The organism is Nocardioides marmoribigeumensis, from assembly GCF_031458325.1.
Lineage (GTDB): Bacteria > Actinomycetota > Actinomycetes > Propionibacteriales > Nocardioidaceae > Marmoricola_A > Marmoricola_A marmoribigeumensis.
Window position 1 is genome coordinate 3,686,422 of sequence record NZ_JAVDYG010000001.1, and the last position, 20,914, is coordinate 3,707,335.

A 20,914-nucleotide genomic window follows, 5' to 3' on the forward strand; every position below is an offset into this window, starting at 1 on the left:
GGTGGACGGATACCCTGGACGCGTGCCCACTCCCTCCCGTGCCGACCGCGCGCCCGCTCGCCTGGTCGTCCTGGTCTCCGGGGGCGGCACCAACCTGCAGGCGCTGCTCGACGCCTGCGACGACCCGGCGTACGGCGCCACGGTGGTCGCCGTGGGCGCGGACCGTCCCGGTGTCGAGGGCCTGGCCCGGGCCGAGCGCCGGGGCATCCCGACCTTCGTCGAGCAGGTGGCCGAGCACCGCACCCGCCAGGAGTGGGACGCGGCGCTGACCAAGGCCTGCGCCGCGCACTCCCCGGACCTCGTGGTCCTGGCGGGCTTCATGAAGCTGGTCGGTGACGACTTCCTGCGGGAGTTCGGCGGGCGCTGCGTCAACACGCACCCGGCGCTCTCGCCGTCGTTCCCGGGGATGCACGGGCCGGCCGACGCGCTGGCCTACGGCGTCAAGGTCACCGGCGCGACGCTGTTCGTCGTCGACCCCGGGGTCGACACGGGCGCGATCGTCGCCCAGACCGTCGTGCCCGTCGAGGACGACGACGACGTCGAGTCGCTGCACGAGCGGATCAAGGTCGCCGAGCGACGCATGCTCGTCGACGCGGTGGGCCGCATGGCCCGTGACGGCTTCACCATCAACGACAGGAAGGTCCGGTTCACGTGACCCAGGACGCGACCCAGCCGAGCAGCACCGACACCCGCAAGCCGGTCAGGCGCGCGCTGGTCTCGGTCTTCGACAAGACCGGTCTGGACGAGCTCGCCCAGGGCCTGCACGAGGCCGGCGTCACGTTGGTCTCGACCGGGTCGACCGCGGCCCGCATCGCCGACGCGGGCGTGCCGGTGACCAAGGTCGAGGACCTCACCGGGTTCCCCGAGTGCCTCGACGGCCGGGTCAAGACCCTCCACCCGCGCGTGCACGCCGGGATCCTCGCCGACCTCCGCCGAGACGACCACCGCCGCCAGCTCGAGGAGCTCGACGTCGAGCCGTTCGACCTCGTGGTGGTCAACCTCTACCCCTTCACCGAGACCGTCGCCTCGGGCGCGACGCCCGACGAGTGCGTCGAGCAGATCGACATCGGCGGCCCGTCGATGGTCCGGGCCGCGGCCAAGAACCACCCGTCGGTCGCCGTGGTCGTCTCGCCGCAGCGCTACGACGACGTGCTGGCCGCGGTGCGCGACGGCGGCTTCACCCTGTCCGGACGCCAGCGGCTCGCGGCGGAGGCGTTCGCCCACACCGCGTCGTACGACGTGGCCGTCGCCTCCTGGATGGGCGGGGTGCTGACCGACAGCAGCGACGGCACCGGCTTCCCGGCGTGGACCGGCGCGACGTGGACCAAGAAGGCCGTGCTGCGCTACGGCGAGAACCCCCACCAGCCGGCCGCGCTCTACCAGCACTGGCGCGGCGGCCTGGCGGGTGCGACGCAGCTGCACGGCAAGGAGATGTCCTACAACAACTACGTCGACACCGACGCGGCCCGGCGGGCGGCCTACGACTTCGACGCTCCCGCGGTCGCGATCATCAAGCACGCCAACCCGTGCGGCATCGCGGTCGGGGCGGACGTCGCCGAGGCCCACCGCAAGGCCCACGCCTGCGACCCGGTCTCGGCGTTCGGCGGCGTCATCGCGGTCAACCGGCCCGTGAGCGTCGCGATGGCCGAGCAGGTCGCCGAGGTGTTCACCGAGGTCGTCGTCGCGCCCGACTACGAGGAGGGCGCCGTCGAGGTGCTCGCCCGCAAGAAGAACATCCGCGTGCTGCGCTGCCCCGACGACCAGGCGCCCGACCCGGTCGAGTTCCGCGCGATCAGCGGCGGCCTGCTGATGCAGCACGCCGACCGGCTGCAGGCCGAGGGCGACGCCTCGTCCAACTGGACCCTCGCGGCCGGTGAGCCGGCCGACGAGGCGACCCTGGCCGACCTGGCGTTCGCCTGGCGGGCCTGCCGCGCGGTGAAGTCCAACGCGATCCTGCTCGCCTCGGACGGCGCCTCGGTCGGCGTCGGCATGGGCCAGGTCAACCGCGTGGACTCCTGCCGCCTGGCCGTCTCCCGCGCGGGCGAGCGGGCCAAGGGCTCGGTCGCCGCGAGCGACGCGTTCTTCCCCTTCGCCGACGGCCTGGAGATCCTCGTCGAGGGCGGCGTCCGCGCGGTGGTGCAGCCCGGCGGCTCCGTGCGCGACGCCGAGGTGGTCGAGGCCGCCCAGAAGGCCGGGCTCACGCTCTACCTCACCGGCACCCGCCACTTCTTCCACTGACCCCTGCTCCCCACCCCGGGAAGGACACCTGTGACCGCCCAGATCCTCGACGGCAAGGCGACCGCCGCCGCGATCAAGTCCGAGCTCAAGGCCCGCGTGGCCGTGCTGCGCGAGCACGGCGTGGTGCCGGGGCTCGGGACCGTGCTCGTGGGCGACGACCCCGGCAGCCGGTGGTACGTCAACGGCAAGCACAAGGACTGCGCCGAGGTCGGCATCGAGTCGATCCGCGTCGACCTGCCGGCCGACACCCCGCAGGCCGAGGTCGAGGCCGCGATCGCGCGGCTCAACGCCGACCCGGCGTGCACCGGCTACATCGTCCAGCTGCCGCTGCCCAAGCACATGGACGAGAACGCCGTCCTCGGCCAGATCGACCCGTCGAAGGACGCCGACGGCCTGCACCCGACCAACCTCGGCTGGCTGGTGCTCGGCAAGCCGGCGCCGCTGCCCTGCACGCCGGCCGGCATCGTGGAGCTGCTGCGCCGCCACGACGTCGACATCGCCGGTGCGGAGGTCTGCGTGGTCGGCCGCGGCGTGACCGTCGGCCGCCCGCTGGGGCTGCTGCTCACCCGCCGCAGCGAGAACGCCACGGTCACCCTGTGCCACACCGGCACCCGCGACCTGGCCGCCCACACCCGCAACGCCGACATCGTGGTCGCGGCGGCCGGCGTGCCCGGCATCATCCGCGGCGACATGGTCAAGCCCGGGGCGGCCGTCCTCGACGTCGGCGTCTCCCGCGACAGCGAGGGCAAGATCGCCGGCGACGTCGCGCCGGACGTGTACGACGTGGCCGGCTGGGTCTCGCCCAACCCCGGTGGCGTCGGGCCGATGACCCGGGCGATGCTCGTGGCCAACGTGGTGCTCGCCGCCGAGCAGGCAGCCGGGATCGCCTGAGGTGCTTCCCTCCGACGGGTCCCGCGACCCCGACGACGTCCGGGTCGGTCCGGACGTCCGGCCGGTCATCGAGCCGGAGCCCCACCCCGACGCCCCCTCGATCGACCCGGCGGAGGCGGTGCACCCCGTCACCGGGCGTCGCGCCCACAGCCTGCAGCCCCGCCGACCCCGGACCCGGGGTGGCGTCGCCTACCTCATGGTCCTGCTCGTGGCGGCCGCCGGCCTCGCGATGGTCGTGGCGGGGCTGTGGCGCGCGGGCACGATGCTGCTCGGGGTGGCGTTCCTGCTCGCCACGGTCAGCCGGATCGCGCTGGCCGACGAGGACGCCGGCATGCTCAAGCTGCGGCGCAAGGCGATCGACGTGCCCACCCTGCTCGCGATCGGTCTGGCGCTGGTGGTCCTGGCGGCCGTCGTACCCCAGCAGCCGACGCCCTGACCCAGCCGCCGCCACCACCCAGCGCCACCACCCAGCGGCCGCGTGCATGTGCGCACACATGAGCGCGCACTCCGTGCCGGGACGGCGTGTCCCGGTGAATGCGCGCTCGTGTGAGCGACGTCCGACGAGCAGCGGCGGGCTCAGATGAGCCCGAGCTCCTTGACCGCGTCGCGCTCCTCGATCAGCTCGTTGGCGGTCGCCTCCATGCGGCTGCGGGAGAAGTCGTCGATCTCCAGCCCCTGGACGATCTCCCAGTCACCGTTCTTGGTGATGACGGGGAAGGAGTAGATCAGGCCCTCGGGGACGCCGTAGGACCCGTCGGAGACGACGGCCATCGACACCCAGTCGTCGGCCGCGGAGCCGTGCAGCCAGTCACGGGCCGCGTCGATCGTGGCAGACGCCGCGGAGGCGGCCGAGGACGAGCCGCGGGCCTCGATGATCGCCGCGCCGCGCTTGGCGACGGTGGGGATGAAGTCGTTCTCCAGCCAGTCCTGGTCGTTGACCGTCTCGGCGGCGTTCTTGCCGTTGACCTCGGCGTGGAAGAGGTCGGGGTACTGCGTCGCGGAGTGGTTGCCCCAGATCGTCATCTTCTTGATGTCGGTCACCGAGGCGCCGGTCTTGGCCGCGAGCTGCGAGATCGCGCGGTTGTGGTCCAGGCGGGTCAGCGCGGAGAAGCGCTCCTTGGGGATGTCGGGGGCGTTGGTCATCGCGATCAGCGCGTTGGTGTTGGCCGGGTTGCCGGTCACGCCGATGCGGACGTCGTCGGCGGCCACGCTGTTGAGGGCCTTGCCCTGCGCGGTGAAGATCGCGCCGTTGGCCTCGAGCAGGTCGCCGCGCTCCATGCCCTTGGTGCGGGGGCGGGCGCCGACGAGCAGCGCGAGGTTGACGCCGTCGAAGATCTTGTCGGCCTCGTGGCCGATCTCCACGCCGGCCAGGGTCGGGAACGCGCAGTCGTCGAGCTCCATCACGACCCCCTCGAGCGCCTTGAGGGCGGGCTCGATCTCCAGCAGGCGCAGCTCGATCGGCCGGTCGCCGAGCGCACCGCTCGCGAGACGGAACAGCAGGCTGTAGCCGATCTGGCCGGCGGCGCCGGTGACGGCGACCTTGAGGGGAGAGGAGTCGGACACGGAGGTCTCCTTCGCAGCAGGTTCGTGTGCGGCCCGGCAGGTGGGGCCAGGGTCCCGACGCTAGCAGCGTCGGTGCGGGCGATGCCCCCAGCGTCCTACCCTGCAAGCGTGATCCGCACCCCACCTCCGGCCCTGCACGACCTCGCGACGATGGTCGACGCGCCGGCCCTGCTGCTCGGCGACCTCGACGGCCAGCTGCGGCCCGGCGGCGTGAGCGGGTGGTACGTCGACGACGTGCGCCTGCTGCAGCGGTGCGAGGTCTCGCTGGTCGGGGCCCGGCTGGAGCTGGTCCGGCGGGACACGGGACCGGCCGGCCGACACTCGTGGAGCTACGTCACCCGCGAGCTCGCCGAGGGCGCCGACGCCGCCGTACGCCTGGAGCGCGTGCGGCACCTCGGCCCCGACTCGTGGGAGGAGGACCTCGAGCTGAGGGTCTCCGGGCCGACAGCGCTCGAGGTGACCCTGGTCGTCGAGCTGACCGTCGACGACACCGGGATCTTCGTCGTGCGCAGCGGGGGGACGGGGGACCCCGCCGCGCTGTCGGGCGACCTGACCTGGGGTGCCTCGACCACGGCGTCGCTCTCGCTCACGGGCCCCGGGCCCGACGAGCGCACCGTGGACGGCGGCTCGCTGCGGTGCTCGTGGACGGCCACGCTCGAGCCGGGGTCGTCGCTGCGGGTCGGGCTGGCGGCGCAGGCGCCGGGGGAGCCGCTGTTCGGACCCGGGTCCGACCGTGGCTGGGACCCGGTCGTCGAGAGCGACGACCCGCGCATCGGCCGCGTCGTACGCCGGAGCCTGGGGGACCTGCAGGGCCTGCTGATGCGCGACGGCGACGACGACTTCCTGGCCGCCGGGAGCCCGTGGTACCTCACCCTCTTCGGCCGGGACTCGCTCTGGGCGGCCCGCCTCCTCCTGCCGTACGACGACTCGCTGGCCCTGCCGACCCTGCGCGCCCTCGCGCGCCGTCAGGGGACCACCACCGACCCGTCGATCGAGGAGGAGCCCGGCAAGATCCCGCACGAGATCCGGCGCGAGGAGCTGGCCCACCTGCTGCCGCCGGTCTACTACGGGTCGGTCGACGCCACCGCGCTGTGGGTGTGCCTGCTGGCCGACGTCGCCCCGACGGCGCCCGAGGCCGAGGTCCGTGCGCTGGTGCCCGCGCTGCGGGCCGCCCTCGGGCAGGTGGTGGCGACCAGCGAGGCGACCGGCTGGTTGCGCTACGTCGACTCGACGGGGACCGGTCTGGCCAACCAGGGCTGGAAGGACAGCCCCGACTCGGTCAGCCACGCCGACGGCCGCCTGGCCGACCCGCCGATCGCGCTGTGCGAGGTGCAGGCCTACGCCTACGAGGCGGCGGTGCGCGGGCAGTCGCTGCTGGCCTCGCTCGGCGAGGCGCCGGTGCCGGGTCTCGACGAGTGGGCGGTCTCGCTGCGGGAGCGGTTCAACCGGGACTTCTGGACCGGCGACGGCCTGGCCCTCGCCCTCGACGGCGAGGGGCTCCCGGTCGACATCGCCTCCTCCGACGTCGGGCACGTGCTGGGCACGGGCATCCTCGACCCCGACCGTGAGGCGGTGCTGGCCGACCTGCTCGTCTCCGACGAGCTCTCCTCCGGCTTCGGCCTGCGGACGCTGACCACGGCGTCACCGCGCTATGCGCCCCTGAGCTACCACAACGGCTCGGTCTGGCCCCACGACACCGCCATCGCCGTGCGCGGGCTGCTCGCGACAGGTCACACCCGCGCGGCACGTGTCCTCACCGCGGGCCTGCTCCGCACGGCCGAGGCGTTCGAGGACCGCGTCCCCGAGCTGTACGCCGGCGACAGCGCGGCCGAGGTGCCGTCCCCGGCGGCCTACCCGGCCTCGTGCCGCCCCCAGGCCTGGTCGGCCGCGGGCCTGGTGTTCGCCCTGTGGGGGTGCCAGGGGGAGGGTGACGACCTCCTCCCGGCGTACTCCGTGCGCCGGTCCTCGCGTCAGTCCTGAAGTCCGGCCGCCTCGCGCACCCACTCCCACATCGCCTGGCGGTCGGCCTCGCTCTCGCGGGTGCGGCGCGTGAGGTGCTCGGGCCGCGGGCGCCGATCGTGCCAGAGCAGCCCGCCCTCGGGGGCGGGTTCGGCGGCGACCAGCCAGACGCTGGTGTCGGCGCCCTGCGCCGCGTCGCGCAGGATCGGGCCGGTCACCTTGTGGAAGCCGGGCAGCGAGTCGACGACGCCCGGGGTGTCGGCCCAGCCGGGGTGCATCGCGTGGACCGCCACGCCCTTCCACCGCTCGGCGAGGACCGGCAGGAGCGAGACCTGGACCCGCTTGCTGCGGGCGTAGGCGGTCGGCGGCTTGTACTCCCCGCGGGTGTACTCCGGGTCGCGGACCGGCAGGCGCGAGGTGTACATCCCGCCGGAGGTCACCAGCACGACGCGGGCGTCCGGCTCGAGGTGGGGGAGCAGCAGGTCGGTCATCAGCACCGGGCCGAGCACGTGCACGGCCATGGTCTGCTCGTGACCCTGCGGGGACTCGGTGCGCTCGGGCGGCATGACGCCGGCGTTGTGCACGATGCCGGCGAAGGTCAGCCCGGACGCGGCGGCCTCGCCGGCGAACCGGCGTACGTCGTCGAGGTCGCCCACGTCGCACCGCCACAGCCGGAAGCTCGCCCCCGGCACCGCCTCCCGCAGCTCGCCCTCGACCCGCGCGCCCTTGTCGAGGTCGCGCACGACGAGGTGGACGTCAGCGCCGAGGCGCGCGAGCCCCTCGGCGGTGGCGGTCCCGAGTCCCGACGAGGCACCGGTGACCAGCACCTGCCGGCCCGTCAGTGCCCCCGGGGCGGGATCGCGGGGCCAGGACGCCAGGTGACGGCGGACGCCCAGGCCGATCGTGGAGTAGCCGAGGACCACCGACCGGTCCAGGACCGTGTCGACCGCACGGCTCAGGGTGTGGCTCGGGGTGTGGCTCACGAGGAGACCCGCAGCCGGTCGAGCGCCTCCTGCATGCCCTTCTCCGCCTCGTTGCCCAGCTTCTTGAGGGCCAGGCCGAGCACGGGGGACAGCAGCGGGGCGGCCTTGCCGACGAGGCCGTTGAACTGGAAGTCGGCGTGGTAGGTGACCTTGGTGCCGCCGGCGGGAGTGGGCTGGAAGGTCATCGTGTCGGTGGCGGTGACGGTCTTGTTGGTGCCGCGCAGCTGGAACCGCTCGCCCGGGACGAGCTCGGTGACGGTGTACTCCAGCTCGGTCGTGGACCCCATGAACGACGAGGTGTTGTCGTAGACGGTGCCCACGCCGCCGTCCCCGGACCGCCGGCTGGTCTCGACGGTGCCCGGGTCCCACTCCTCGGTGGTGGTGAAGTCGCTGAGGTAGGCGAACACCCGGTCGACGGGCGTGAGGGTCTCGACGGTGCGCGTGATGTCCATGCCCCAGCCTTACCCACCCGCGCAAACTTTGTGCAAACCCTCACGGGTGGATCCGGTGAGAGGAGCGCCACAGTGCCTGCCGGACCGGATCGACCCTCGGCGTGCGAACCGCCCGAGGAGTGGGCAGGATGGGGTCCGTGACTGACTCTTCTGGCTCCTCCGGCTCCACGATCATCTACACCCACACCGACGAGGCCCCGCTGCTGGCGACCTACTCGTTCCTGCCGATCGTCCAGGCCTTCGCCGGCAAGGCCGGCGTCGAGGTCGAGACGCGCGACATCTCGCTGGCGGGCCGGATCATCGCGCAGTTCAGTGACCGGCTGAGCGACGAGCAGAAGCTCGACGACGCGCTCGCCGAGCTCGGCCAGCTGGCCAAGACGCCCGAGGCCAACATCATCAAGCTGCCCAACATCAGCGCCTCGGTGCCGCAGCTCAAGGCCGCGATCAAGGAGCTGCAGGACCAGGGCTACGACCTGCCCGACTACCCCGGCGACCCCAAGACCGACGAGGAGCGCGACGTCCGCGCGCGCTACGACAAGGTCAAGGGCAGCGCGGTCAACCCGGTGCTGCGGGAGGGCAACTCCGACCGTCGCGCGCCGGAGTCGGTCAAGAGCTACGCCCGCAAGCACCCGCACTCGATGGGCGAGTGGTCGCCGGAGTCCAAGACCAACGTCGCGCACATGACCGCCGACGACTTCCGCTCCAACGAGCAGTCGCACGTGATGGACGCCGACGGGTTCCTCACCATCGAGCACACCGACGAGCAGGGCGTGACGACCGTGCTGCGCGAGGGCGTGCCGGTGCAGGCCGGCGAGGTCGTCGACGCGACGTTCATGAGCGTGGCCAAGCTGCGCGAGTTCCTCGCCGCCCAGATCCAGCGCGCCCAGGACGAGGACGTGCTGTTCTCGGTCCACCTCAAGGCCACGATGATGAAGGTCTCCGACCCGATCCTCTTCGGCCACGCCGTCGAGACGTTCCTGCCCGAGGTCTTCGAGGAGTACGGCGTCCAGCTGGCCGAGGCGGGCCTGTCGGCCACCAACGGCCTCGCCTCGATCCTCTCGGGCCTCGACGCGCTCGAGAACGGCGAGGAGATCAGGGCCGCGATCGACCGCGGCATCGCCGCCGGGCCCGAGCTGGCCATGGTCGACTCCGACAAGGGCATCACCAACCTGCACGTCCCGAGCGACGTGATCATCGACGCCTCGATGCCGGCGATGATCCGCATCGGCGGCCACATGTGGGGACCCGACGGGCAGGAGGCCGACACCCTCGCGGTGATCCCCGACTCGTCGTACGCCGGGATCTACCAGGCGACCATCGACGACTGCCGCGCCCACGGTGCCTTCGACCCCTCCACGATGGGCTCGGTGCCCAACGTCGGGCTGATGGCCCAGGCCGCCGAGGAGTACGGCTCCCACGACAAGACCTTCGAGATCGGCGCGGCCGGCACCGTGACGGTGACCGACGCCTCGGGCAACGTGGTCTTCGAGCAGCAGGTCGGCCCCGGCGACGTGTGGCGCATGTGCCAGACCAAGGACGTCCCGATCCGCGACTGGGTCAAGCTCGCCGTCCGCCGCGCCCGCGAGTCCGGCACCCCCGCGGTGTTCTGGCTCGACGAGACCCGCGCGCACGACGCCCAGCTGATCGCCAAGATCAAGGAGTACCTCCCCGAGGAGGACACCGACGGGCTGACGATCGAGATCATGTCGCCGGTCGAGGCCACGACGTACTCCCTCGAGCGGATCCGCAAGGGCGAGGACACCATCTCGGTGACCGGCAACGTGCTGCGTGACTACAACACCGACCTCTTCCCGATCCTCGAGCTCGGCACCAGCGCCAAGATGCTCTCGATCGTGCCGCTGATCAACGGCGGCGGCCTGTTCGAGACCGGCGCCGGCGGCTCGGCGCCCAAGCACGTGCAGCAGCTGGTCAAGGAGAACTACCTGCGCTGGGACAGCCTGGGCGAGTTCCTCGCGCTGGCCGAGAGCTTCGAGCACCTGGGCCGCACGACCGACAACAAGCGGGCCACCCTGCTCGGCAAGACGCTCGACAAGGCGACCGGCAGGCTCCTCGACGAGAACAAGGGCCCCTCGCGCAAGCTCGGCTCGATCGACAACCGCGGCAGCCACTTCTACCTGGCGATGTTCTGGGCCCAGGAGCTGGCCGGCCAGGACGAGGACGCCGACCTCGCCGCCGACTTCGCCGAGCTGGCGAAGACCCTGGCCGACAACGAGGACAAGATCGCCGGCGAGCTGATCGAGGTGCAGGGCAACCCGGTCGACATCGGTGGCTACTACCGCCCCGACGACGCCAAGGCCACGGAGGTCATGCGCCCCTCGGCCACGCTCAACGCGGCCATCGACGGGCTCTGACTGCGGGTCGCCGGTCCGCGGCTCCGGGTGATCGGGGGGAGCCGCGGCCTCAGCGGCTTCGGCGGACGACCCCCCGCAGCGCGGTGGTGAAGCCGAGCTGGGGGAGGGTCACCCGGACCCGGACCACCTCGCGCGGCTCGGGGCTGGCGTCGTGGCGCACGGGCACCCGGACCACCCAGCGGTGGGCCGACGGGTCGTCCAGGGCGTGCTCGGAGAAGGCGGGGAACCCCAGCCGCAGGTCGTCGGCGGTGAGGGACCGGCCGCGGTGCGCGGGCAGCAGCCGCCGCCGCACGAACGGCGCGTAGTCGGTGCGCGGGTGCCACGACACCACCCACACCAGGGCCTCGCCCTCGCGCACGCGGTCGCGCACCGCACGCACCCGGACCCGCGGCGGCGGGTCGTCGTCGAGGACGGTCACCGAGCCGGTGGCCTGGCCCGCGACCACGCCGTGGACGCCGTACGCCGTGACGCGCGTGAGCGACCGCGCGAGGGAGTCGCGGCGGTCGCCACGGACCGGCCAGGCGAGCGTGCCGGACGTGGCCCCGCCCGCGAGGTCCAGGAGGGGCCGGCCGACCGCCCGGCCGTCGAGCGCCCGCAGGCCCCCGAGGCGGAGGGTCGCCGGGGAGGACAGCGCGCCGCGGAGGCGGTAGGGCAGCCAGGCGACCGACCCGTGGTCACCCTCCCGGAGGGTCACCGAGCCCAGGTCGAGCAGGGGCAGGCGTCGGCGGGGCACCGGGGGCAGCGAGCCGTCCATGGCCGAGACGTCCAGCACCCAGACGCGACCGCGGTCGCTGCGGGCGACCAGCGAGACCTGGGTGAGCGACCGCGTGTCGAGGTCGGCCCCGCCGAGGGGGACGCGGAGGGTCTGCGCCCACAGGCGTCCGGGTGACTCGCCGCCGCTGGGCAGCGGGCTCAGCGACCCGTCGCCGGCCGGGGTGACGAGCGCGGAGCGCCCGGAGGCGTCGGTGAGCCGCACGTCGACCTGCACGGGGCCTCGAGCCGGGTCGACGACCGTGCGCAGGTCGAGGGCCTCCGCGGCGCTGACGTCCCAGGGACGGCGCAGCCTCAGGCCGCCGGTCGCCCCGGCGCTCGTCCAGCCCATCTCGAAGGCCGGACGGGTGGGCGCGAGCGCGGGTGCCGAGGCCCAGTGGGGCGGCGGGATCCGCGGGTCGGCGGCGAAGCGGCCGCACGCCCGGGTGGAGGGACCGGCGGGCGTGACGCCGCGGCACAGCTGGGTCCGGGCCCCGGAGGACCGAGCCAGGACGGCGTCGGTGCCGGGTCGGCGCAGCGCGCGTCCGACCCCGACCGCGTGGCTCAGCACCACCGCGTCTCCGGCGCTGGGCGCGGAGACCCGCGACCCGTCGTACAGCGGGAGGAAGGTGGTGCGCCGCGTCGCCAGCAGCCGCACGGCCCCGGCGACGTAGGTGCGCGCTGCGCGGCGCTGCTCCGCGGCGTCGAGCCGCTCGGGCGCGTCGGGCGCGCACGGACCGGTGCCCCCCGACCAGTCGTCCTCGGTCCACTCGCTGTTGAACCAGTCGTGGTTCGCGCCGACCAGCATCACGCTGCTGTGCAGCGCGGTGTCGTCGCGCCCGGCGAGCCCCGGGGCGGCGTCGGTCCAGGCCTGGCCCTGCAGGTCGACGACGTCGCCGTCGCAGGAGGGGAGCAGGGTCACGGTCGGGAGGTACGGCGTCGCGCGCCGGGCGAGGTCGGTCGGCGCCAGGAGGACCAGGCCGCGGACGCGGTAGGGCGCCGACAGGGGGGTCTCGAGCGCGGCGAGGGCCGCCCCCTCGCCACCGCGACCGTGCCCGAGGAGCACGACGTCGGAGAGGTCGGCCTGACGGGTCCCGGAGGCGACCCAGTCGGCCCAGAGGTCGAGGTGGGCACGCAGCAGGCGGGCGCGGGCGAGCGCCCCGCCGTCGTCGGGGGAGCCGTCCTGGGCGTTGATCCCGTCGGCCGACACCGAGACGGTGACGAACCCCTGGGAGGCAAGCCGCCGTTGCAGGTAGTGGAACCCGAGGTGGTTGGCCACCGGCTCCAACCCGTGCGGGCAGGGCCACTCGAGGTCGCTGCGCCCGTCGCCGTCGGTGCAGGTGGCGTGCCGGCCGTGCAGGAGCAGCACGAGCGGGCTGCGGCCGGTGGCGTCGGCGGGAGCCTCGACGTGGCCGACCACCTCGACGGGGTCGGGCAGGCCGGGGAGCTTGATGCCGGGGCGGGTGTAGTCGCTGGTCACGACGGGGTGCCGCCCGGCCACGCCGGGGTCGGCGGTCGTGGCCCGGGCGATCGCGGGTCCGGCGGCGGTGGGGGAGGTCACGGCGTCCTCGACCGGCTCGTCGAGCACCCGGGAGCCGAGCCGCACGTCGAGGTCCTCCGGGTCGGGTGCGGTGCCCCCGGGCACCCGGAGGGAGACGGTGCGGCCCTCGACGGCGGCGTCGCCGAGCACGGCCCCGGCGGGCACGTCGCCGACCGCCGCGGAGAGCACGACCTGGGGCCGGGCGTCGCCGACGGGCAGGGTCTCGGGCGCGGTCCAGGTGACCTCCCAGCCGCCGTGGGGGTCGGGCGCCACGTCCCAGTGCCCGACGTCGGTCGACGGCGCGTCGAGGTCGGTGCTGAGCTGGTCGCGGGGTCCGGGAGGGGCGTCGGGTGCGGCGCTCGCCGCGGGCACCGCGGTCAGCGCGAGGAGGACCGCCAGGGCAGCGGCACGAGCGGCTCGGGGAAGGCGCACCTCAGCACGATAGGAGCCGTTCTGTCCCGTTCCGGGGAGCCCGCGCCGGTGCCCTGCGATCAACGGGCGATCAGGACCGGGCGGCCTCCCACTCCTCGCGGAGCAGGTCGAACGCCACGGCGTCCTCGAGCCCCCGGCGGGTCAGCACGTGCCGGCGGGCCAGGCCCTGGACCAGCAGTCCCGCCGAGGTGAGGACCCCGCGGGAGGCCTGGTTGCCCACGGCGGCGAAGGCGTGGACCTGTTCCAGCCCGAGCGCCCCGTCCTCCCCGTCCAGGAACGCGTGCCGCAGCGCCAGCCGGCAGGCCTCGACGGTCAGGCCCTGCCCCCGGGCGTCGGGGTGCGTCCAGTAGCCGAGCTCCGCGCTGCGCCCGTCCTCCAGGTCGAAGAGGTTGACCGCCCCGACCAGCTGGTCGCTCGCGTCGGCGACCGCCCAGACGACCGCGGTCCCGTCCGCGGCCCGGCAGGCCGACTGGTGCCGCCACGTGGCCGCGTCCCCGGAGGCGTAGGGCGAGGGCAGCTGCCCCAGCCAGTCGCTGGTCGTCGGGTCGCCGCAGGCCTCGACGACGCGCGGGTCGTCGGCGGCACGCAGGGGTCGCAGGTGCACCCGGTCGCCGTGGACCTCGGGCACGTCGAGCCACCGGTGCCGTGGCGCGAGCGGTTCACCCGGCAGCACCGTGCCGACCCACCCGTCGCGCAGCTCGCCGCGCTGGGACAGGTGGCGCCGCACGGTGCCGTCGAAGGTGAAGCCGACCTTCCACGCCAGGCGCCTCGAGGCCCAGTTGCCCTCGTGGGCCCACCACTCGACCACCTGCAGGCCCAGCTGCTCGAAGCCCCAGCGCACCAGCAGCCGCACCGCCCGCTCGGTGACGCCGCGCCGGCGTACCCAGGCGGACGCGCCGTAGGCGAGCTCCGCCCGACCGTCACCGCGTGCGACCAGGCCGATGTTGCCGGCGTACGACGGGACGCCGTCGCGGTCGGCCTCGACGACGAAGACGTGCTCGCTCTCGGACCGCCACCAGCCCGGGATGTCCGCGAGCAGGTAGGTGCGCGCGTCGGCCTCGGTGTAGCCCACCGGCACCGTGGTCCACCGCACCGACTCCGGGTCGAGGCACTGCTCGAGGACGCCGGGCGCGTCGGACTCCCGAGGAGCGCGCAGGGTCACGACCCCGTCGCTCAGGGTCGGGACGTCCTCGGGGAACCGCATGGAGCCAGGGTCGCACCCCTATCCTTCACGCATGAGCGAGGTCCTGCCCTCCATCGGGCTGGTCGTGCTGTTCGTGCTCGTGGGGGGCGTGTTCGCCGCGGCAGAGATCTCCCTGGTCTCCCTGCGCGACAGCCAGGCCCGTGCCCTGGCCACGCGCGGGCGTCGGGGGCGGGTGGTCGCCGAGCTCAACCAGGACCCCAACCGCTTCCTCGCCGCGGTCCAGGTGGGCGTGACGCTGGCCGGCTTCCTCTCCGCGGCGTACGGCGGCGCGACGCTGAGCGAGGACCTCGCCCCCAGCCTGGTGGACTGGGGCCTCCCTGCGGGCGGCGCGGACGCGGTGGCCCTGGTGCTCGTGACGGTCGCGATCTCGTTCCTCTCGCTGGTGCTGGGCGAGCTGGTGCCCAAGCGGCTCGGCCTGCAGCGGGCGGAGGCGTTCTCCCTCGCGCTGGGCCCGATGATCGACCGCCTGTCGCGGCTCTCGCGCCCGGTCATCTGGGTGCTGTCGGCCTCGACCGACGTGGTCGTGCGCCTGCTCGGCGGCGACCCCGACGCCCAGCGTGAGCAGATCACCGACGAGGAGCTGCGCGAGCTGGTCGGCTCCCACCACACGCTGGGGGAGGAGGAGCGCCAGATCGTCGAGGAGGTCTTCGAGGCCGGTGACCGCCAGCTGCGCGAGGTGATGGTGCCGCGCACCGACGTGGCGTTCCTCGACGCCTCGACGCCGGTCTACAAGGCGGCCAAGGAGGCGCTGACGATGCCGCACAGCCGCTACCCGGTGATCCGCGGCTCCTCCGACGACGTCATCGGGTTCGTGCACGTGCGCGACCTGCTCGACCCCGAGATGGCCAAGAGCAGCGTGCGCGTGGCCGAGCTCGCCCGCCCCGTGCTCACCCTCCCGTGGACCAGGCCGATCCTCTCCGCGCTGAGCGACCTGCGGCGCGAGGGCATGCACCTGGCGGTGGTCGCCGACGAGTACGGCGGCACCGCCGGCATCGTGACCATGGAGGACCTGGTCGAGGAGCTGATCGGCGACATCCGCGACGAGTACGACACCGCCGAGTCCGACTCCACCCACCTGGTCTCGGGCGAGGTGGAGGTCGACGGTCTGCTCAACCTCGACGACTTCGAGGACGAGACCGGCATCGCGCTCCCCGAGGGGCCCTACGAGACCGTCGCCGGGTGGTTGATGGCCGAGCTGGGGCGGATCCCCGAGCCCGGGGACGCCGTGCGGCACGGGCAGTTCGCCATCACCGTGCTGGTCGTGGACGGCAGGCGGGTCAGCCGGGTGCGGGTGGAGGCGGCGCCCCAGGGCACCGAGCCCGACGGTGACAACCCCGTCGCAGAGGCGGACGAGCGCATAGCAGAATGACGCCCATGGCCGAACCCGCCGCTGCCCCTGCTCGTCCCCGCGTGCTGTCCGGCATCCAGCCGACGTCGGACTCGATGCACCTCGGCAACTACCTCGGGGCGACGCGGCAGTGGGCGGCGATGCAGGACGAGTTCGACTCGTTCTTCTTCATCGCCGACCTCCACGCGATCACGGTGCCGCACGACCCCAAGCAGCTGCGCGAGCGGTGCCGCCGCTCGGCCGCCCAGCTCCTCGCCGCGGGCGTCGACCCCGAGCGGTCCACGATCTTCCTGCAGTCCCACGTGCCGGCGCACGCCCAGGCCGGCTGGGTGATGCAGTGCCTGACCGGGTTCGGTGAGGCGCGCCGCATGACCCAGTTCAAGGACAAGACGGCCAAGCAGGGCGAGAACACCGCCAGCGTCGGGCTGCTGACCTACCCCATGCTGATGGCGGCCGACATCTTGTTGTATCGACCACAATATGTCCCGGTGGGTGAGGACCAGCGCCAGCACCTCGAGCTCACCCGCGACCTCGGCCAGCGCTTCAACAGCCGCTACAAGAAGACCTTCCGCCTTCCGGAGCCCTACATCCTCAAGGAGACGGCCAAGATCTTCGACCTCCAGGAGCCGACGGCCAAGATGTCCAAGAGCTCCTCGAGCCCGACCGGCATCATCGAGCTGCTCGACGACCCCAAGGTCTCGGCCAAGAAGATCCGCTCGGCCGTCACCGACTCCGAGACCGAGATCCGCTTCGACGAGGAGAACAAGCCCGGCGTCTCCAACCTGCTGCGGATCTACTCCGCGCTGACCGGCGACTCCGTGGACTCCTTGGTCGACAAGTACGCCGGCCAGGGCTACGGCGCGCTCAAGGGCGACCTGGCCGACGTGCTCGTCGACTGGGTCACGCCGTTCCGCGACCGCACCTTCGAGCTGCTCGAGCACCCCACCGAGCTCGACCAGATCCTGCGCGCGGGAGCCGAGCGGGCCAACGCGATCGCCGACCGCACGCTGGCCGACATCTACGACCGGGTCGGGTTCGTCCCGCCGCTGCACACCTCCCTGACCGCGGCCGAGCCGGGCACCGCTCGGTGACGACCATCGGGGTGTCGGTCGCGGTCCCCGACCCGTGGGGCGTCGACCTGCAGCGCTACCGCGTCGAGCTCGGGGACGACTCGGCCGCCGGCATCCCGACCCACGTGACGCTGCTGCCCCCGATCGACGTCGACGACGTGCTGATGCCGGTCATCGACGAGCACCTGGCGGCGGTCGCGAGCGACACCACGCCGTACCTCCTGCGCATGCGCGGCACCGGCACCTTCCGGCCGGTCTCGCCGGTCGTGTTCGTCAACGTCGTCCAGGGCATCGGCGGGTGCGAGCTGCTCGCGCAGCGCGTGCGTCGCGGGCCTCTGGCCATCGACACGCAGTTCCCCTACCACCCCCACGTGACCATCGCCCACCGTCTGCGGGAGGACCTGCTCGACCGGGCGTTCGAGGAGCAGGCGGGCTTCGACTGCACGTTCACCGTCGACCGGTTCAGCCTCTACGTGCACGACGACGCGCAGGGCTGGGTGACCGAGCGCGACTACGCCTTCGGCGGCTGATCCTCCTCGCGTCGCAGTGCCCGGCCGGCCCTGCCGACCCCGCGCACGCCCTTGCGGGCCAGGTCGACGGGCACGCCGACGAGGTCGGTGAGACCGAGCACCACGCCGAGGCGGTCGGTGATGGTGTCGAGCTTGCCCGAGACCCGGTCGATCTTCTCCGCGGCGTCGCTGAACCGGTCGAGCGCGACGGAGAAGCGGTCGAGCGCCTCGCTGAAGCGGTCGAGCTGGACGCCCAGGCTGTCCGCGGTCGCGTCGATCTTGGCGACCGTCTCGTCGACGGTGAGCAGGGTCCGGGCGCGGTCACGCATGCGGCGCCGCTCGGCGGCGGTCGGGGCGGCCTGGGCGGTCGGGGCAGTCGGGGTGGTGGAGTCGGGCACGTGGTGATTGTGGCGCGTTCCTGCCCTGGTCGCCGAGGGTCCCGACGCTCGCTGCCCGTCCGTCGGGGGCGACCTTGTTCAATGGGGGCGTGACCCTGACCCGCCGCCACGTCCTCCTGCTCTGGGCCATCGCCGCGTGGAACGTCTTCTCCTACGCCAACTTCGCCAAGAACCTCTGGTCCGCGCACCAGGCCGGCGAGGACCGGCCGACCGGCTACTGGGTCGCCCACACCGTGCTCATCGTGGTCAACCTCGTGATCGCCGTCGTGCTGGCGCGGCTGGGCTGGCAGGCGCACCGCGCCGGTCGGGAGGCCGGCGCCCGGCAGGGGCGTGCATGAGCGCACCGGCCCGCGGCGTCGTGCGCGACCGGTGGGGCGTGCCCCACGTCGTCGCTGACGACCTGGACGACCTCGCGCGGCTCCAGGGGACGGCGGCGGTCGAGGACCGCGCCTGGCAGCTGGAGCTCGTGCGGCGCAAGGCGGAGGGGCGGCTCGCCGAGGTGCTGGGCGAGGGCCAGCTCGCCGGGGACGTCCTGGCCCGGCGGGCCGGCCTGGCGAGCCTGGCCCGTCGGTCCCACGACGCCGCCGACGCCGAGACGCAGGCCTTCTTCGCGGCGTACGCCGAGGGGGTGAACGCCGCGCTGCCCGGCGCCCGTGCCCCCGAGCTCGAGCGGCTCGGCGTGGTGCCGGAGCGGTGGGAGCCGTGGACCCCGATGGCCGTGTTCGCCGCGCACCACCTGCTGTTCGGCAGCTTCCCGACCAAGCTCTGGCGCGAGCACCTGCGCCGTCACCTCACGCCCGAGCAGGGGGCGGTGTTCCACGACGAGGGGATCTGGGTCCCCGGCAGCAACTCGTGGGTGGTCGGCGGTGACCGCACGCGCAGCGGCAGACCCGTCATCGGCGGCGACCCGCACCGCACGTTCGAGGCGCCCAACCCCTATGCCCAGGTGCGGCTGACCTGCCCCGCCGAGGGTGTCGACGTCGCCGGGTTCACGTTCCCCGGCGTGCCCGGCGTGCAGCACTTCGCCCACGCCGGCGAGGTGGCCTGGGGCATCACCAACGCGATGGGCGACTACCAGGACCTCTACGTCGAGCGGTTCGAGCAGGACGACGACCAGGTCCGGGCGCTCGGTCCCGACGGGTGGGAGCCCGTCGAGCGGCACCTCGAGACGATCGAGGTCGACGGGAGCATCGCGCCCGTCGAGGTCGAGGTGCTGCGCACCCGGCGGGGCCCGGTGGTGCTGCTCGGCGACGAGCCCGGCACGGCGTACTCCCTGCGCTGGCCGGCCGACGTGCTGGGCGACCTCGGACTCGGCACGGTCGTGCCGCTGCTGCGGTCCCGCAGCGTCGCCGACGTGCTGAGCGCCCTCGAGGGCTGGGTCGAGCCGGTCAACAACCTGCTCGTCGCCGACACCGCGGGGGCGATCCGTCAGCAGGTCGTCGGCCGTGTGCCGCTGCGACAGGAGGAGAACCGCTGGCGCCCGGTCCCCGCCTGGGACGGGTCGAGCGCCTGGCAGGGGTGGGCCGACCTCCCCGGCCGCGACGTCGCGGCCGACGAGCACGTGGTGACCGCCAACCACCGCATGCCGGGCTTCGACGTCGTGGGCGTCGAGTTCGCGACCCCCGCACGCGCCGACCGGATCGACGCCCTGCTCGACGGCGCGACCGACGTGGACGTGGACACCTGCGCGGAGGTGCACGGCGACGTCCTCGCCGGGCAGCCGGTCGCCCTGCTCGAGGCGCTGGGACGGCTGACCGAGGTCCCGGACGACGCGCGCGCCCTGCACGAGGAGCTCCTGGCGTGGGACCAGCGGTTCGACGCGGCGAGCGAGACCGCGGCGGCCTTCGTCGCGGTGCGCGACGCCTTCGTCGCCCGGCTGGCCGCGTCGCCGCCGTTCGACCGCCTCCCGGCCCCGACCCACCCGGCCTACCTCGCCTCGTGGTTCGACGTGCCGACGCAGCTCTACCTCAGCCTCGCCAACCTCCTGTCCGAGCGGGGCGCCACGGTCGTCCCCGACCGCGAGGTCCACCTGCGCGCCGCCCTCGCCGAGGTCGCCGCGCAGCCGAGGACGACCTGGGGGAGCCGTCACGTCTACCAGCCCTTCACGCTCGTGGGGGAGCCGGGCGTGGGCGCGCCGCCGCTGCCCGGGGACAACGACTGCGTGCGCTGCGCGGGGCAGGTCCCCGGCACGTCCACGGCCTCACGGGGCTCGGTCGCGCGCTACGCCTGGGACCTCGGTGGCCCGCACCTCAGCGGCTGGGTCGTGCCGCGCGGGGCGCACGGCGACCCGGCCCACCCCCACTTCGACGACCAGCAGCAGGCCTGGCTGGACGCCACCTTGTTGCCCGTCGCCGGGCCCTGAGCCCCCGCCCGGCGTACCCCGACGTACGCGTTGGACACATGGGACAACAGCAGCTCGTACGCCGGAGTACGCGTCAGCCGGCGAGCGGCAGGCGGGCCGACGCGACCTCGGCCCAGGTCATGACCAGCTCCTCCACGGCCACCGACCAGGGCCGCTGCGCGACCCGGGTGTACGCCGTGCCGGGTCCAGCGGGCGTGCAGGTCGGGGTTGCGGTAGTCCGCGCCGAACAGGTCGAGGTCGGCGCCGTGCCGCCACGTGCGGACCGTGGGGGCGCCGAGGGTGCGCGCCTCCCGTGCGGCCTGCTGGTGGGGACCGGCGTCAGGTGGACGTCGCGGTGGATCCGGCGCCACCAGCGGTCCAGCGGGAGACCGGCGGCCAGCGGACGGCGGCACCCCGGCGTGCCGCGCCAGCGCAGCTCGGCGACGACGGGGATGCCGCGCGCACGCGCCGCACGCAGGGCGCTCGCCCCGAGGAGCCAGGGCGAGGCGAGGTGGACCGCGTCGGGCCGCACCCGCGCGAGCACCTGCTCGACCTGCGGGTCCGGCAGCCCGACGGGGAACGTCCGGGTGGGCACGGAGCGTGTCCGCACCACCGGGACGCCGCGGTAGTCGCTCGCGCCCCCTCCCGGGGTCACCAGCACCGGCTCGTGGCCGGCGCGTGCGGAGGTGTCGACGAGCCCGTCCAGCACCTGCCGGACGCTCATCGAGGTGCTGCTGGTCCGCGGCCAGAAGGTCTCGCTGACGATCACGATCCGCATGACCCGACCGTGGCGGGCGCGGATGAACGGACGGTGACCTGTGGGCAGAGGGTGTGCGGCGTGATCTCGACTGATCACTCGCTTCG

18 protein-coding genes are annotated in these 20,914 nt (G+C 73.8%); 11 read left to right on the forward strand and 7 right to left on the reverse strand.

Annotated elements, in window-relative coordinates; all coding sequences use genetic code 11:
• The first annotated feature begins 22 nt into the window (after window positions 1–22).
• From purN to J2S63_RS17510, 4 genes are read left to right on the forward strand one after another with little or no spacing between them, the layout of a single operon-like run.
• Window positions 23–655, forward strand: coding sequence for a phosphoribosylglycinamide formyltransferase (purN, locus tag J2S63_RS17495; protein WP_310304875.1), 633 nt, complete (start codon window positions 23–25; stop codon window positions 653–655).
• Window positions 652–2,238 carry a bifunctional phosphoribosylaminoimidazolecarboxamide formyltransferase/IMP cyclohydrolase gene (gene purH, locus J2S63_RS17500; protein WP_310304877.1) on the forward strand — a complete coding sequence of 529 codons (1,587 nt, stop codon included), beginning with the start codon at window positions 652–654 and terminating at the stop codon, window positions 2,236–2,238. Before purN ends, purH begins: the two co-directional genes overlap by 4 nt.
• 30 nt (window positions 2,239–2,268) lie before the next feature.
• Window positions 2,269–3,129 (forward strand): bifunctional methylenetetrahydrofolate dehydrogenase/methenyltetrahydrofolate cyclohydrolase, encoded by an 861-nt coding sequence (locus tag J2S63_RS17505; RefSeq protein WP_310304880.1) that lies wholly within the window; start codon window positions 2,269–2,271, stop codon window positions 3,127–3,129.
• A gap of 1 nt (window position 3,130) precedes the next feature.
• Window positions 3,131–3,565: a DUF3017 domain-containing protein gene (locus J2S63_RS17510; protein WP_310304882.1), complete on the forward strand. Its 435-nt coding sequence runs from the start codon at window positions 3,131–3,133 to the stop codon at window positions 3,563–3,565.
• 140 nt (window positions 3,566–3,705) lie between these two features.
• On the opposite strand, the gene J2S63_RS17515 is transcribed toward J2S63_RS17510, so the two are convergent.
• The gene (locus tag J2S63_RS17515) at window positions 3,706–4,692 is read right to left on the reverse strand and encodes a malate dehydrogenase (protein ID WP_310304883.1); all 987 of its coding nucleotides are present in this window, start codon (window positions 4,690–4,692) and stop codon (window positions 3,706–3,708) included.
• A 108-nt stretch (window positions 4,693–4,800) separates the two neighbouring features.
• Here J2S63_RS17515 and J2S63_RS17520 point away from each other — a divergent pair, with 108 nt between their 5' ends.
• The gene (locus J2S63_RS17520; protein ID WP_310304885.1) at window positions 4,801–6,672 is read left to right on the forward strand and encodes a glycogen debranching N-terminal domain-containing protein; all 1,872 of its coding nucleotides are present in this window, start codon (window positions 4,801–4,803) and stop codon (window positions 6,670–6,672) included.
• Here J2S63_RS17520 and J2S63_RS17525 read toward each other — a convergent pair.
• Window positions 6,663–7,634 carry an SDR family NAD(P)-dependent oxidoreductase gene (locus J2S63_RS17525; RefSeq protein ID WP_310304887.1) on the reverse strand — a complete coding sequence of 324 codons (972 nt, stop codon included), beginning with the start codon at window positions 7,632–7,634 and terminating at the stop codon, window positions 6,663–6,665. The two genes, J2S63_RS17520 and J2S63_RS17525, sit on opposite strands and share 10 nt — an antisense overlap.
• A complete protein-coding gene (locus J2S63_RS17530) occupies window positions 7,631–8,086 on the reverse strand; it encodes an SRPBCC family protein (RefSeq protein WP_310304889.1) in 456 nt (151 codons plus the stop codon). The genes J2S63_RS17525 and J2S63_RS17530 overlap by 4 nt, the downstream gene beginning before the upstream one ends.
• 137 nt (window positions 8,087–8,223) lie before the next feature.
• Here J2S63_RS17530 and J2S63_RS17535 point away from each other — a divergent pair, with 137 nt between their 5' ends.
• Entirely contained in the window at window positions 8,224–10,458 is a 2,235-nt protein-coding gene (locus tag J2S63_RS17535) for an NADP-dependent isocitrate dehydrogenase (protein WP_310304891.1), read from the forward strand.
• A 49-nt stretch (window positions 10,459–10,507) separates the two neighbouring features.
• On the opposite strand, the gene J2S63_RS17540 is transcribed toward J2S63_RS17535, so the two are convergent.
• Window positions 10,508–13,180 carry a hypothetical protein gene (locus J2S63_RS17540; protein WP_310304893.1) on the reverse strand — a complete coding sequence of 891 codons (2,673 nt, stop codon included), beginning with the start codon at window positions 13,178–13,180 and terminating at the stop codon, window positions 10,508–10,510.
• Between the two features lie 70 nt (window positions 13,181–13,250).
• Window positions 13,251–14,384: a GNAT family N-acetyltransferase gene (locus tag J2S63_RS17545; RefSeq protein ID WP_310304895.1), complete on the reverse strand. Its 1,134-nt coding sequence runs from the start codon at window positions 14,382–14,384 to the stop codon at window positions 13,251–13,253.
• Between the two features lie 31 nt (window positions 14,385–14,415).
• Here J2S63_RS17545 and J2S63_RS17550 point away from each other — a divergent pair, with 31 nt between their 5' ends.
• From J2S63_RS17550 to J2S63_RS17560, 3 genes are read left to right on the forward strand one after another with little or no spacing between them, the layout of a single operon-like run.
• Window positions 14,416–15,753: a hemolysin family protein gene (locus J2S63_RS17550; RefSeq protein ID WP_310304897.1), complete on the forward strand. Its 1,338-nt coding sequence runs from the start codon at window positions 14,416–14,418 to the stop codon at window positions 15,751–15,753.
• Window positions 15,750–16,823: a tryptophan--tRNA ligase gene (gene trpS / locus J2S63_RS17555; protein WP_425573301.1), complete on the forward strand. Its 1,074-nt coding sequence runs from the start codon at window positions 15,750–15,752 to the stop codon at window positions 16,821–16,823. The genes J2S63_RS17550 and trpS overlap by 4 nt, the downstream gene beginning before the upstream one ends.
• Window positions 16,820–17,332, forward strand: a complete 513-nt coding sequence (locus tag J2S63_RS17560) for a 2'-5' RNA ligase family protein (protein ID WP_310304902.1) — start codon at window positions 16,820–16,822, stop codon at window positions 17,330–17,332. Before trpS ends, J2S63_RS17560 begins: the two co-directional genes overlap by 4 nt.
• Here the strand turns inward: J2S63_RS17560 and J2S63_RS17565 are convergent.
• Window positions 17,314–17,709, reverse strand: a complete 396-nt coding sequence (locus tag J2S63_RS17565; protein ID WP_310304905.1) for a hypothetical protein — start codon at window positions 17,707–17,709, stop codon at window positions 17,314–17,316. The genes J2S63_RS17560 and J2S63_RS17565 overlap by 19 nt on opposite strands.
• A gap of 89 nt (window positions 17,710–17,798) precedes the next feature.
• Between J2S63_RS17565 and J2S63_RS17570 the strand changes: the two genes are divergently transcribed.
• Window positions 17,799–18,047: an SCO4848 family membrane protein gene (locus tag J2S63_RS17570; RefSeq protein ID WP_310304908.1), complete on the forward strand. Its 249-nt coding sequence runs from the start codon at window positions 17,799–17,801 to the stop codon at window positions 18,045–18,047.
• Entirely contained in the window at window positions 18,044–20,071 is a 2,028-nt protein-coding gene (locus J2S63_RS17575; RefSeq protein WP_310304910.1) for a penicillin acylase family protein, read from the forward strand. Before J2S63_RS17570 ends, J2S63_RS17575 begins: the two co-directional genes overlap by 4 nt.
• Before the next feature lie 73 nt (window positions 20,072–20,144).
• Here J2S63_RS17575 and J2S63_RS17580 read toward each other — a convergent pair whose 3' ends face one another.
• Window positions 20,145–20,828: a glycosyltransferase gene (locus J2S63_RS17580; protein WP_310304913.1), complete on the reverse strand. Its 684-nt coding sequence runs from the start codon at window positions 20,826–20,828 to the stop codon at window positions 20,145–20,147.
• Between the last annotated feature and the right edge of the window lie 86 nt (window positions 20,829–20,914).